The sequence below is a fragment of the Trichocoleus sp. DQ-A1 genome (assembly GCF_039961955.1).
Lineage (GTDB): Bacteria > Cyanobacteriota > Cyanobacteriia > Cyanobacteriales > FACHB-T130 > FACHB-T130.
In genome coordinates this window covers 1-12,913 of sequence record NZ_JAMPKE010000028.1, presented here as the reverse complement: position 1 = coordinate 12,913, position 12,913 = coordinate 1, and the positions used below count along the sequence as shown (strand labels likewise).

At 47.3% G+C, this 12,913-nt stretch carries 10 protein-coding genes and 1 pseudogene; 5 read left to right on the top strand and 6 right to left on the bottom strand.

Features of this window, described 5'->3' with window-relative positions:
• Positions 1-333: 333 nt before the first annotated feature.
• The 3 genes from NDI33_RS21085 to NDI33_RS21075 form a co-directional block, all read right to left on the bottom strand.
• Positions 334-918: a hypothetical protein gene (locus tag NDI33_RS21085; RefSeq protein WP_348245663.1), complete on the bottom strand. Its 585-nt coding sequence runs from the start codon at positions 916-918 to the stop codon at positions 334-336.
• A gap of 231 nt (positions 919-1,149) precedes the next feature.
• Positions 1,150-1,680: a hypothetical protein gene (locus tag NDI33_RS21080; protein ID WP_190675741.1), complete on the bottom strand. Its 531-nt coding sequence runs from the start codon at positions 1,678-1,680 to the stop codon at positions 1,150-1,152.
• A gap of 168 nt (positions 1,681-1,848) precedes the next feature.
• On the bottom strand, positions 1,849-3,708 hold the full coding sequence (locus NDI33_RS21075; protein WP_190675739.1) for a hypothetical protein: 1,860 nt from the start codon (positions 3,706-3,708) through the stop codon (positions 1,849-1,851).
• Between the two features lie 293 nt (positions 3,709-4,001).
• Here NDI33_RS21075 and NDI33_RS21070 point away from each other — a divergent pair, with 293 nt between their 5' ends.
• The gene (locus tag NDI33_RS21070; RefSeq protein ID WP_190675737.1) at positions 4,002-5,879 is read left to right on the top strand and encodes a hypothetical protein; all 1,878 of its coding nucleotides are present in this window, start codon (positions 4,002-4,004) and stop codon (positions 5,877-5,879) included.
• A 92-nt stretch (positions 5,880-5,971) separates the two neighbouring features.
• On the opposite strand, the gene NDI33_RS21065 is transcribed toward NDI33_RS21070, so the two are convergent.
• The 3 genes from NDI33_RS21065 to NDI33_RS21055 form a co-directional block, all read right to left on the bottom strand.
• Entirely contained in the window at positions 5,972-6,157 is a 186-nt protein-coding gene (locus tag NDI33_RS21065) for a hypothetical protein (protein WP_190675735.1), read from the bottom strand.
• A gap of 707 nt (positions 6,158-6,864) precedes the next feature.
• Positions 6,865-7,047 (bottom strand): hypothetical protein, encoded by a 183-nt coding sequence (locus NDI33_RS21060; protein WP_190675734.1) that lies wholly within the window; start codon positions 7,045-7,047, stop codon positions 6,865-6,867.
• The gene (locus tag NDI33_RS21055) at positions 7,023-8,249 is read right to left on the bottom strand and encodes a thermonuclease family protein (RefSeq protein WP_190675732.1); all 1,227 of its coding nucleotides are present in this window, start codon (positions 8,247-8,249) and stop codon (positions 7,023-7,025) included. The genes NDI33_RS21060 and NDI33_RS21055 overlap by 25 nt, the downstream gene beginning before the upstream one ends.
• 436 nt (positions 8,250-8,685) lie before the next feature.
• Here NDI33_RS21055 and NDI33_RS21050 point away from each other — a divergent pair, with 436 nt between their 5' ends.
• The 4 genes and pseudogenes from NDI33_RS21050 to NDI33_RS21035 form a co-directional block, all read left to right on the top strand.
• The gene (locus NDI33_RS21050; protein WP_190675730.1) at positions 8,686-9,099 is read left to right on the top strand and encodes a sugar dehydrogenase complex small subunit; all 414 of its coding nucleotides are present in this window, start codon (positions 8,686-8,688) and stop codon (positions 9,097-9,099) included.
• Positions 9,100-9,113: 14 nt separating this feature from the next.
• Positions 9,114-10,799, top strand: a complete 1,686-nt coding sequence (locus NDI33_RS21045) for a GMC family oxidoreductase (protein WP_190675806.1) — start codon at positions 9,114-9,116, stop codon at positions 10,797-10,799.
• A gap of 11 nt (positions 10,800-10,810) precedes the next feature.
• The gene (locus NDI33_RS21040) at positions 10,811-12,028 is read left to right on the top strand and encodes a ferritin-like domain-containing protein (RefSeq protein WP_190675728.1); all 1,218 of its coding nucleotides are present in this window, start codon (positions 10,811-10,813) and stop codon (positions 12,026-12,028) included.
• Positions 12,029-12,614: 586 nt separating this feature from the next.
• Positions 12,615-12,913 (top strand): annotated as a pseudogene (locus NDI33_RS21035) (hypothetical protein); the annotation flags it as partial.

Here is a 12,913-nt window from a genome sequence, read left to right as displayed (position 1 = left end):
TACAGGTTTCTCACAGAATCTAGAACTAAGATGTTGACAAAAATATAATTATGTGCCCTTGTTTGAACAGCCACAACCACTGCTAGCGGTAAGTAATTCACCATCTATACTTCACTATCTTTTAGATATTTTCCTAGGTAGCAGTGGTTAGCACTGAAAACTTTCAGTGTATTTTCATGAACCTGCACTATCAGAGCAGCTATGTTGTGAAAAGGCGTTGGTTTACCGTAACTTATAGTTAGACGTTACAGTAAACCAAGGTAAGTCTTTCACCAAATATATATATTGACCCTCGACTCAACCTCGCACTGGCTCGTTAACTGTAACGCGTAACTAAACGTTACGCTCAGTTGCGGCATCGCTATCTACCAACAACCCAGATTTTTTGCCTAACTGCACGGCTGGTTTTTCATAGTAAGAGTGCGATCGCAACGAGTGGGGAAAATTAGCGATCGTCGAACGAGACATAAACCCCGGTCGTGGCTCCCACGTCACTTTAGACTTCGTGGTAAGCTTGCCGTCTACCCCTACTGACTCAACTTTGATTCGGCGCTGCTTCACAGGTCGGGCAATCAAACTGCTTTCTATGCCCATCAAGGGAATGAAGCGATTAATCTCATCGCACCAAGCCTCGCAGTTGTGGGATTCCGGGCAGACCTTTCCTTGTTGAAAAAGAGCTTGGTGGATCATCTCGTGGAGCAACACATCCGCCGCGAATTTCTTACCCAGTAATTTACCGCGTCCCCAGGCATTAGAAGCTGGTTCAACAAGAGCTTTGTGCAAGGTAATGGCATTGCGCCAGGATTCATAAGAGCCAAGCGATTGTCCGTGGGCTGTAAATCCCCAAAATATACCACCGGGTTCTAAACTTCCGTCCCAATACTGTTCGTTGAGATTTCCCACTGTTCGTAAGCCCAACGACCGTACCCCCAATCTGAGATATCTGCCGCTGCTTTAAGAATTTCTAATTTTCCTTTTGATTCTGAAGTCAAGGTGTAACTCCTAACTAGAGATTACAGGCAGCGCGGGAATTTTATGTGTAATGTCTAACTAAGCGTTACGGCTTGACGGGTACGCATATCCTAAGAAACCCTGCTGAAAGCCGCTTTCAGAGCATTAGGCGTCGGGGTAGAGGTGACGAGTAGAGCGCTAAGTCGCTAACGTTAGCTCTGCAATTAGCACCGGCTTGTTAATCAAGTCAAGCTTGGCGTAATCGCCATCAATAGCGGTAATTTCAAACGGGGCTAACTCTTCGCAATAGGAAAGGCAGTTCTTCCAAAAAACGCGATTACTTACTCGGAACTCGATAGGTGAGGTGGGTTTAGTATTCAAAGACGTGGGAGTAGCGCCTTGGGGGTTTTGTACTTCTTCCGTCTGATTGTTTGATCGCTTTGATCGCATTCGATCGCTTTGATCGAATGCCTCTGTGTATTCTCCTACTAGGGTTTCATCTGTTTTTCGATTGGTTCGATCGGAAACAGGGGGTTGGACAGATAAATTCACTGAGAGAGAATCATCACTATCAAGCTCATAGGCGAGGGAGGGGGAGCGATCACATTGATCGAATACATTATCCAACGCCTCAACCAGTATGACTTTTCCCGTTCGATCGCCCCGATCGAATTCCGATCGAATGCGATCGCAGGCCGCTGGAGAGCTGGTGGCAACGAAGTTGTGCAAGCAAGTTGATTGAGTTTAAAACTTATCAACCACTTTTTTGACTATAAAATGACGACGTGCAAGCCCTACTGGTACCTGAATCAATTGTGTGGGGAGGATTAGCTTACATTCCGTAGCAACCATCAACTGTTCAAAACTTACAACTTTATTTAATCCTTGTTACGGTTGTTACTCCCACCAGCCGTCTACGATGTTTTCTATTACCTCGTAATCTGATGTAATTTGAGCCGCATACTGATCACCCATTTCCTTTGAGTGTCCAAGCAAAGTTCCGAATTGATGGGCAATATTTGATTTCCCGATTTGCCGGATATGTTTCTCTGCAATATGCCGCAAAGCGTGAGGATTCGTCCATCGGGCTTCTCCGAATAAAGCGAGTGTTGCCGTCGCGATCGCTCGATTGACCATGCGCCAGATGCTAGCAACATAATGAGGCTTGCCGAAACTATTCGGGTCTCGCTTACCAGTAATGAAAAATAAGTAATTATGGCTCTCGAAGTTTGTCTTCGCTACTTTCCAAGCAGCTATACGATTTTCCGCTCCTTGTAGCCTTATTTCTTGTTGCTGGATGTATTTATCAATCGGAGCTTTTACCTTTTCAGCGACAATTCCTTGTCGAGCCGCTTCCACTCTGGCCCGAATTCGTTCTACTTTGTCAGCACCATAGCCCCAAAACTCTGTCCATCCTGGCAAAGTCTTTACCGACTCGGCAATCAGAGACCGCCACTTGTATACCCACAAATCAAGGTCTTCGGTCAGAATTGCCGGTAGCTTATATTCACGAGGTTTGTGGGTTCTCGAAGAGAGTTTATGCTCCTGGAGTTTCACCACATAATAGGGAATCCCCTGGCCATCTTGTTTGCGAAACAAAGTTTCTCCAAATTTTAAATTTCTCACCTCCTCTTGACGAACGGGGCAGTAAACCAAAAGCTTCAGAATTAGGTAAGTCTGCCAAGCTCTAGCAACTGCGGATTTTGGTCGAGTCCCGTGACTGAGAAACTCTCCGGTTTGTTGATGATGTTTTCCATAATTTGGAGCGCACAGGCTTTGGACGTATTGAACAACCTGTCGAGCTTCCTCATGGGTTAGCTGCTTCTGCTCCCATTTCTCCTGTGTAAGTCTCTGCTTTTCTTTCTGATAAATCTCTGAATATTCGCTTTGTAAGTCCTGTAGTTGGAGAACAATCGGAATATCTGACCAATTACGCCGCTGTGAATTGTTGTAATTGAGCCACTTAGCGATCGCAATTCCTGTGCCAACCATTTGTTCACCCGTTGAATGACTGACTCCACGAGTTTGTGTAGCCCAGTAAGTGTAGTCATCAAGCAGATTTACATCCGTTAACAGCTCCAAGCTCAGTTCAAAATCAGGGTTCTCTTGGGCATACCAGCCCAGAAACCGGAGTACGGCTTGTTCATCATGTTGGAACGTAGATGGTTTAACCGGATCGACTTTGGGCTTGCGAACTCTTTCAAATTCCCGACGTTCCCGGAGAGAACTCGCAGTGCGGCGTAGGTTCTGACCTCCCGTTAACCGAAACTCCTTAAATGCCTGCATCTCCTGGACTACATTTGGTGGCAATTGACTCCACGTCAATCCATAGGATGCCAGCTTTCCCCGCGTCGGTTTTGGCTCTAGGGATACTCGAAAAGGAGCAACATCCTCTCTTGTAACTGGAACTGGAAATAACTCGCGCCACCAAACTTGTCTCTCCATCCACTCCAAAAATCGCTTGAGAGTCGAACGGTAATTATCTCTGGTACCTTCAGAAATTTGCCCGTTCTCTATCGCGATTAAGGTCTGCTGATTGAAGATTTCTAAAGCGTCTTTAAGTTTGGCAGATGGGAATTCATCGCAGTATGCAGCAAACTGCTTAGTTTTTAAAATTTGAGAAAGAGGATCTAGTTCAGGAATGACATAAAACCTCAAAGCGATGCTGAGGTATTTCTCAAAATCATTGGCAACAAGTTTTGCTTCCTTGGACTTACGCCATAAATTTAGTACATGACTAAGCGAGTAGCTTTTCATACATAAATCCACCTAAAATTAGTACATTTATACCATAATTTTCTAGCTTTTAACCACAATCCCACGGTGAAGATTCTCGAAGCTTGCTTCGAGAATCTCGATAAAATACCCTTTGCAGAAAGGTTAAAGTAACTTTTTTTAGAGTATGCACTCATACAAAAAACGTATGAGTGCATACTCATAGTACTATTGTTCTAGTTACTGAGTAGCTCGCGTTGTTCGGTAGGCGCATCAGCTTAGGGCTTTTTTCGAGAATTCAAGTCCGTTAGATTATTTATTACCCTTACATGAACATGGAACAATACACTCTCGGTCGTGCCCTAAAACTCTGGGAAACCTCTATCGATGCCAAGAACGTTGGCATTAACTTTGATAAATACCTGAGCATTGCCCTAAGGCAATACGTCTTTCCGGAATTAGACCCGGTTGCACAAAATTTGAAGGTCGAGGAATTTGCTTCCTTTTGCGAGCGACTACCCGTTGCCCAACTCAACGGAGCCTTAGATATTTTCGACCGACAATTTGAAAAAGCTGTTGAGAAAGGAAGAACATCTCGAAGTACTGGGAGAAACTATCGTTCCACTCTTCGGCAATTCATACAGTGGCTAGAGAAGCAGGCTTGGTGGCATTGTCTATTTCCCGATCCGGTTGCAACAGTTTCTCCGTTTCGAGAAAAGAGTCCTGAATTACCAAAAACTAGAGAACGACATTCACCCTACGGCTTATCTAAAGACAATCTGCCCAGTCATATTCTTAAGCAAGTTGCAGAGTTCAAAGAGTTTCGCCTAACCGGAGGCAGAAGTATACGCCGAACTGCATCCAATCCAAAACAGTCTAGAGAAGATAGAGAAGCCCGTAGACCCAAAATAGACGCTATCCAGCCATCAACATTTAAAAATGATGAGGACAAGATACTAGCATTCTTAGGCTGGTACGCCCAAGAGTATCCTAACTCTGAACTCAATTTAGAGCGACTGACTGATGTAGACCTACTGGACAAATATACATATTGGGCAATTGAAACACGAGGAGTTTGTCATTCCACAGGTGTAAGTATGGCTAAAACAGCGATTGCGATCGCTAAGTGGTTAAACTACGACAAATCGACTCGCCGCAATTGGTCGGATATTCCACTGATTTTAGATTTACAAGACTTGCGAAATGAGTACGCTCAAGAGTATGCCAAGGAGAAAGAACAGCTTGAGGCAGAAAAAGGCTCCAGCAAAAAGTTAACCCATCCAGAAGCCCAACAAGTAGTTCAATACCTGAGGGAGTTATGCGCTCCGCATACGGGTCATTGCGATCCACAGACAGGAGAACTCAGTAAATATTTGAGGAAACGCCAAACTTCAGCAGTTGCCCGTTCCTGGCAAACTTATTTAATTGTCAAAATTCTGGTTTACTGTCCCGTTCGGCAGGAGGAAATTAGAAAATTGGCTCTTAACGAAACCCTATTCCGTCGAGAGGACGATGAGGGCAATCCCTACTATGAAGCTTACTTTGAGGAACACAAACGCGCTACCCAACACTCCTCTCACAGCAAGCCTCGGCATTATCGATTGCCCGCTATCTTGACCCCTGATTTAGATATGTGGGTGTACAAGTGGCGACCCCTGATTCAAGAATTAGTTGAGACACCAGAGGGATGGATGAAACTTTGGAACTATAGGCTTGATAAGGTAGAACGCATTCATCAAAGGATAGAAGCTGCCCAACAAGGAATTCTTCCAAAAACCGTGAAAACTTCACCAGAAGAATATATCCAGTATCAAGAGTGGCGACGGTCGGGAGTTGAGCGACGGATTAATGCTTGGAAAATTGCCAAGAGTAATTTTGAAGCCAATAACCGTTTGTTCTTTATGTTCGGCAAGCACGAAACGGAAGCCTTTGGGAAGCCTTTTGAGGTAGACACCTTCTGGGAAACGGTTCGTCGGGCTTTTGCAATTGCAACACAAAGCTTATGCGGAGAAGCTCGCTGGATTAACCCTCATGCTCTGAGGCATATTGCAGAAAAGCATATTCGCCAACCTGGTCGGAAAGATATTACTGAGTCCTTTGGAACACTGATTGGACATTCCAAGAAGATGGGTGATGAATATGCAGCTCAAATCACTTCTGAATATGAATTGATCGCAGAACTTGCAGATGACTGGTGGATAGAGAATATGTAACGATTCCACTTTCCCAATTTTGGTTTCCCTGCACCTGAGAAGAAAATATCCTGCACTTCGGATATTTAGTATCGGTGGCTGCGGCAGATGGGTCACTCAGTCTCTAACCCCAGCAGCTGCCGCAGTTCCTCCTCGGATGCGATCTCTCTCCATCCCCCAGCGGTCTCGACACGTTGCAACATCGCTTCTATGGCTAGCGATACCAAGACTTCCTTGCGAATCTTCCTCCCCATTGAACGGCGGGTCTGTTTTACGGCACCATCCAAGGTATCGTTCAATGGCTCTGGTATCCTCACGGATAAGGGATAGAGGGGAAGCGGTGCTGTTTTAGTAGGACTTAGGCATTTTCTAGCCCCTTTAGGGGCTGAAAACCTCTCTGAGCAAGAAAAAGAGGTCGATGGCCCAAAAATGCCTGAAACCCTTGTGAATACTGGATTTATACTTTTTCAAGCTGAAAGTCTTTCTCTGCCCAGGTTTGAAGCCCTTTTTTTATCATTTTTGTCTAAGTCCCGTTAGTAGGACTTTGGGACTTAGACCTTTTCTGGCTAAATAAAGGGGCTGAAAGCCCCCGGAACAAAGAAAAAAGGTTGATGACCTAAAAACATCTGAACCCTTGTCAATACTTAATTATTCCTATGGCTCTATATAGATTCGGGGTTTGAGTAGCAACGGAACAGAAACTCATGTTAAGCTGAAATGCTTACAGAGTAAACGTTCTAGAAATCGCTTTCAGCCTCAATGAGACGTACCAATTAGTCTTACCCCTAAATATGACTTGAACAAAAACTACAACAAATATTTCTCGCACTCATTAGAACATAAAATTGTAAAAGTTAACCTGTCAGCCCTACTCTCGATCTAAAGCTTAATGTCGCGATTGCCATCTCCTTGTCCTTCTCCGTCACATTGATATACCGCAGGAAAATTTACAGGTGGATCGCTTCTCATTAATGGGAAGCCTCGTCTTTCGGTCACCAGCAGCGAGTCAAAGCGTAGTTATTTCTTCCAGGGCTTGCCCAACCCCGGCTGTCAGGACTTCTATGTTCTGCCCTTGTTGCAAGGTAGGCTGAACTAGCTGCCCAGTGATGAATACCAATTCAGCTAATCGTTGGGTGATGCTGGCAAGCCACTTGTCTGGAAGCGCTACTCCTCGAAAACAATTTCCCAAGGCTTCACCAACAGACGATTGGACGAGGGATCGATCAGGTCAGAAAACACCTTCGCACCGTGTGGGGCTGCGGCTAGACGCTTGTCCTTATTAGCTTTCAACCATTCAACAAAGCGAGGACCACCTAGACCTCCTGACTTGCGAAACTCAGCCCAGCGTCGCCAGAAAGTAGGGAAATTCACTGGACCGAAGTCTGCGAAAGGTTGCTTCACTTCAGGCAAGGGTTCCACAGGTATAGAGGCGTATTCACGCCACACACCCGCCTCAGCCGTGCTAGCGGCTGAGGCATACTCGCGTAGACGCTGCTGCATGGCCAAACTGACGCTGTCATATAGAAAAGGGAAGGCGTAGCCCAAGCGCACCATTTCAGCATTAACGTTTAGACCATCCAGGGTAACGTAGCCTAAAACCCTGTCATTAGGGTCTAGGATGGTATCTTTGTGGACTGAGCAGCGCAGCTGAACAGCAAGCTCAGTGCGTTGGCCCAAAAACCGCCTGCCTCCAATCTCCTCCAGCTTGGCCAGAGCAAGAAAGCCATAGTTCTGACGCGACCCAAGGGCATGGATTTCGGGCGTGTCAATGCCTTGAAAGCGGATGGGTAGGCGTTTGACTACTCCCATCGCATGCTGGCGCTCTTTGTTGACTTTTTTGTTAGTAAGCACAGCTGCTCCTATGCCTCGAATGTCCTCCTCCACCTCAGCATCGAGCAGCCAGAGGGTATCGCCATCGGGACTGCCCCCCAGTTGACGTTGCAAATCTAGGTTTACCCAGCCTCGAAACACCACGGTTTCAGCATCATCGGGGAAGGGGTTTTGGATCGGTGCATCGCTGGGACTCCATTGCACAATCGCCGTAGCGATTAGGCTGTTATCAGGAGCATCACCGGGTACGAACTGGAGCTTGTGTTCGCCTTTGTTCAAATCAGGCAGAGGTAATATAAACGTGGACCAACCGGAATTGCTGCCCCGGCTGAGGGTTCCTACAACTTGCCCATCTAGCAAAACCTTAAGCCCAACTTTATCAAGGTCATATCCTTGGATGAGGGCAAAAGCGTCCTTGCCACCTGCTTCTACCTGAAAGGTAACGGGTGGACCAGCTTGACCATTATTAACTTTTTGAAAATTCGGTGCCAGTGAAGCTAACGTGTCTTGATCGTCCCCAAAGCGTTGTTGGACTTGGAGTACCTGATGCATTGATGCCATAGCTGACTTCCTTGTGCCTCTGGGCTTCATAACTGAGTTGATCTACCAATTGAGGCTGCACCTCTCCGGATATCTCACAGATTTCTCTTAAAGAACGCATGAGCACAGAAACCAGTTTTCCTAGGGCAGAATTAAATGACACCCAAAATGAACAAAAAAAACAAAGCGCTAAAACTACAACTACACAAAGATTACAGGCTTAACCCGATTTTCTGTTCCATCGGGTGTGATGACCCTATCACAGTTGAACTTATCGTGGCTTCGCTAATTCATCACAAATTTTGGAAGTTTCCGGAAACGCCTGTCATCCGTTGAATCAGAAATTTATGTTACATTTCTGTCCTGCATTTTATTGCGTTCGAGAACGCAATAAAATGCACAGTGGACGACCTTCAGTCCGCTGCATTAGACAGTATTTACGGGAAGGAGCTTATCCATGCTCGATGATTTCGTCGCACTCTCCTCAGTCCTCACAGGTGAGCATAAGTTGGATCGAAACTTAGCAGACCAGTATATGCAGAGAGTCTTGCAGGAACCTGTAGGAAACCAGTTGGAAAACCTTCTAAAGCTCTTCTACGAAATCCAGTCTGAGGGTGACGATATTGTAGGAAAGATTAGGAAGCAAATTATCGAGAATAGTACACTTGGACCGCTTGCCAAGCAGATTATCATCCTCTGGTACACATCTGGATTTCCTGAAGCAGATGGCAAGACATGGAGATTCGGATCTCCTGAAGGGTACTTCAGCAGTCTCATGTGGTCTATAATCCAGGCCCACCCACCGGGTCTGTCGGGAGGTTACTTTGGCCACTGGAAATATCCGCCAGACTACATTCCTAAACAGCGCTAGGCTAGAGAGCCAAAATGGAACAAGACTTTGATGTCATTATTATTGGATCAGGAGTTGCCGGTACGTTGACTGCTTGGCAACTAGCCAATGAACAGTTCAAGGTTCTGATTCTTGAGGCTGGTGAACGAGGCCCCGAACGTGTGGAGTTGGTCGGAGCCTACGCCAGAGCATCATTAAAGACACCCGGATCGCCCTATAAAGGCAGATTCGGTGACATTAAGGCTCCCAGCCCGGACAGTGAGAAGGATTACTACGAGCAAAGTACAAGTACCGACCTGTTCAAGAGTACCTATCAGCGGCGCATCGGTGGCTCAACTTGGCATTGGCTGGGAAATGTCCCCCGCCTGATTCCCAACGACTTCCGGATGAAGTCTGTCTACGGTGTAGGAGTTGACTGGCCAATAACCTATGACGAACTGGAACCTTGGTACTGCGAGGCGGAACAGGCCATTGGGGTGTCAGGAGATCACGCCGAGTGGAATGGGCTTTTGGGAGCCTATCGCAGCCGTTCTTTCCCGATGAGTAAGATATGGTCGAGCTACGGTGACACAAAGGTAGCAGAGGCACTTGTGGGAGTGCAGTTCGATGACGTTCCGCTGGCTCTGGTCAGCACTCCACAAGCACGCAACTCCCAACCCTATGATGATCGACCTGCCTGCGCTGGAAATTCAAGCTGCGTGCCTATATGCCCGATCCAGGCAAAATACGATGCGACAGTCCATCTGGCCAAAGCTGAGCAGGCAAAGGCTATTCTTCGCGAGAAGTCGGTGGTAACACGTCTAGAGGTAGATGAGGACAGGCATATTCGCCGAGTCATCTACAAGTCTTGGGATGGTCAAGAGCATACCGTCTCAGGCCGTATCGTGGTGATAGCTGCACACGCCATCGAGACTGCCAAGCTGCTGTTGATGTCGGCGTGTAAGCGAACACCGAATGGCGTTGCAAATTCCAGCGACCAGGTAGGGCGCAACCTAATGGATCACCTGCAAGGGGCAGGCGCAGCCCTAGCCCTGGAGCCACTGTTTCCGTTTCGCGGTCCGCCTACAACCTCAGGTATTGATAACTTTCGGGATGGCGCATTCCGCAGCACCAGGAGCGCCTTCCGGATGTCTATAGGTAACGACGGTTGGGGTCGAGTAGAAACACCCTATGCAACTGTGTTGAAGCTCGTGCGTGAGGAAAACCTCTTCGGTAACGAACTCAAGGAGCGGCTTGCAGCACGGGTTACGCGGCAATTCCGCATCAGTTACTCTACCGAGATGCTCCCGAACCCAGAGAACCGGGTAACGCTCTCAGACCAAACGGATGGTTTGGGTATCCGAAGGCCAAAGCTCCATATCAAAGTCGATGAATATAATAAAGCTGCCTTTGAGAGTGCCTGGGAAGTTATGGAGACGATCTTCACAGCTATGAAGGCAACTGAGATCAGAATTCCAAAGGATCGAAACGATTATTCAGGCGCAGGGCACATCATGGGGACTTGCCGGATGGGAAACGACTCCACTCAATCTGTGGTGGATTCCGAATGCCGCGCTCACGATCACCCAAACCTATTTATCCTGGGGGCTAGCGTGTTCCCGACCTGTGGAACGGCTAACCCCACGCTTACAGTCGCTGCCTTGGCCTTGCGTGCGGCAAAGGCGATCAAGTTTCAGCTTGCGGCGGAACCAGCAGGCAATGATGTTACTTTGCATCGATAACGAGTAGATCCATGTCGGACAAGAAAATCATTTCATCCCGCTCTGAGCTGCTGAGCCTTCTCTCTGAAGCCTGCGAGCTGGAGCATACCCTTGCCTGCTCCTACCTCTACACCGCTTTCACCCTGAAGCAGGATTTGACAGAGGGCGGCTTAAACTGGCAGCAACTCCAAAAGGTGCGCTTGTGGGCTGCTCAAATCTACTTCGTAGCTTCTGAAGAAATGCTGCACTTGGCACAGGTCTGGAACCTCCTGGCAGCCATTGGTGGTACTCCTTACTATCTGCGTCCCAACTTCCCGCAGAACTCGAAGTATTACCCGCTCAACCTCCCACTGGAACTCGAACCCTTTGGTCCTGAAGCCATTAAGCGGTTTGTTTATTACGAGCGGCCAGCAGAGGTGACACCAGAGCGTGCATTCTCCAAAGAGCTTGGTCTTGCCGAAACAGATTCACCCTCTCCCGAATATCGGACAGTAGGAGAGCTATACCGCCTCATCTTATCAGGATTTCAGTCAATCCCTGAGGAACAGTTGTTTATTGGAGCGCCTGAGAGGCAGATTGATCAGGATTTAGTTGATTTTCCCGATATCGTCAAGGTAGTTGACAGAGCATCTGCTGAAGCTGCTATTGAGGCGATTACCTCGCAAGGTGAGGGGACGGTGCCAGACCGCACTGACTGCCACTACGGAATATTTAGAAAGATCCAGAGCGAACTTCAGTCTGAGCAGGAAGAAAGCCAGTGCCGGGGGGAAGAATTTGAACCTGCCCGCAATACCATCAAGAATCCAATCTCTCGCTACCGAGGAAGTTATGGAGCGGTAAAAGGCAACTTAATTGAAGATGAGTACACGAAGCAAGTGGCAGAACTCTTCGATGAACTCTACGGACTGATGCTACGAATGCTACAGTATGTCTTCGACAACAGCACAGAAGATGCTGCTCTACTGCGTGACTTTTCCAGGATGGCCATCAAGATGATGTGTACTGTCATCAAGCCGTTGGGGGAGGCGCTAACCCTGCTGCCAGCAGGCGCACGGTATGGTCTTCGTACTGCGGGACCAGCCTTCGCCATGTCACGCCATGTGCCCCTGCCTAGGGAGCCTCGCTCCGCATCTATCGTGGCTCAAGAGCGATTGCAGGAGCTTGTCCTTTTATCAGAAGAACTTGCCGATCATGTCAGCGCACCCACACAGCTCATCAGTGCTCATACAAATCTGAAGAGTTTGAGCTAGCACATCGACAAGGACTGCCATTACGGAGAACATAAAAATCAGGAGGAGTTAACTTCAGCGCAGGTAATGGGTTTGAGTAGCAACGGAACAAGAACTCCCGTTAAGGGGTGTACCAATTAAACCTACCGAAATTTAGGAGCCTAAAACCCCTGATATTCTGTTCTAGATTTCTGTACCAATTAGCTTAAAGACTAATTGGTACGTCTCATTGAGACTGAAAAGCGATTTCTAGAACGTTTACTCTGTAAGCATTTCAGGCTTAACGTGAGTTTCTGTTCCGTTGCTACTTAAACCCCGATTCCAAGGAGTTTTACGGTTGGAAAGCGATTAAATCCTTGCTGCTATTAGTGTTGAGGGAGAAAGGTCTCAGAATGTCCAAAACACTTATAGCTAGAGTCTTCTATTCAATTTTCAGGCATCCTCCACCAATTAAGCCAGAGATCCCACCACCTCTTTTGGGTCCCGTGACCAGAATTTCGGTTTCGCGACCTTCAAATACCCGCGAAGAGCTGGAATCAGGTTTCAGTTGAATCGGCATCTGTCGTATAGAATGCCTAAAAAAATCCTAGAGTTAGGCACTCTATTCATGTTTATCCGAACCAAAATTATTAAAGGTCAACCTTACCGTTACCTGGTCGAAACTTATAAAACCGCTGACGGTCAAAAACGCCAAAAGGTACTCAAATATTTAGGTCATGCTCCCACCCTACCGGATGATGCTCCAACGGCTATTGTACTGTTTGCTGGAGGCGGTGGTGTAGAAGCTGGCATGGTCATGGCTGGTGTTAGACCCGTCTTGAGCGTGGAATGCGACCCCAATCTAACAGAACTCTCTGCCGCACTTGCTGCCTCTTTATCGCTGAACTTCAAACCCTATGGCACTAA

Bases quoted from the DNA above. Each gene is read 5' to 3' on its own strand.
- NDI33_RS21075 (WP_190675739.1), bottom strand. From the start codon at position 3,708: ATGAAAAGCTACTCGCTTAGTCATGTACTAAATTTATGGCGTAAGTCC.
- NDI33_RS21070 (WP_190675737.1), top strand. From the start codon at position 4,002: ATGGAACAATACACTCTCGGTCGTGCCCTAAAACTCTGGGAAACCTCT.
- NDI33_RS21055 (WP_190675732.1), bottom strand. From the start codon at position 8,249: ATGGCATCAATGCATCAGGTACTCCAAGTCCAACAACGCTTTGGGGAC.
- NDI33_RS21050 (WP_190675730.1), top strand. From the start codon at position 8,686: ATGCTCGATGATTTCGTCGCACTCTCCTCAGTCCTCACAGGTGAGCAT.
- NDI33_RS21045 (WP_190675806.1), top strand. From the start codon at position 9,114: ATGGAACAAGACTTTGATGTCATTATTATTGGATCAGGAGTTGCCGGT.
- NDI33_RS21040 (WP_190675728.1), top strand. From the start codon at position 10,811: ATGTCGGACAAGAAAATCATTTCATCCCGCTCTGAGCTGCTGAGCCTT.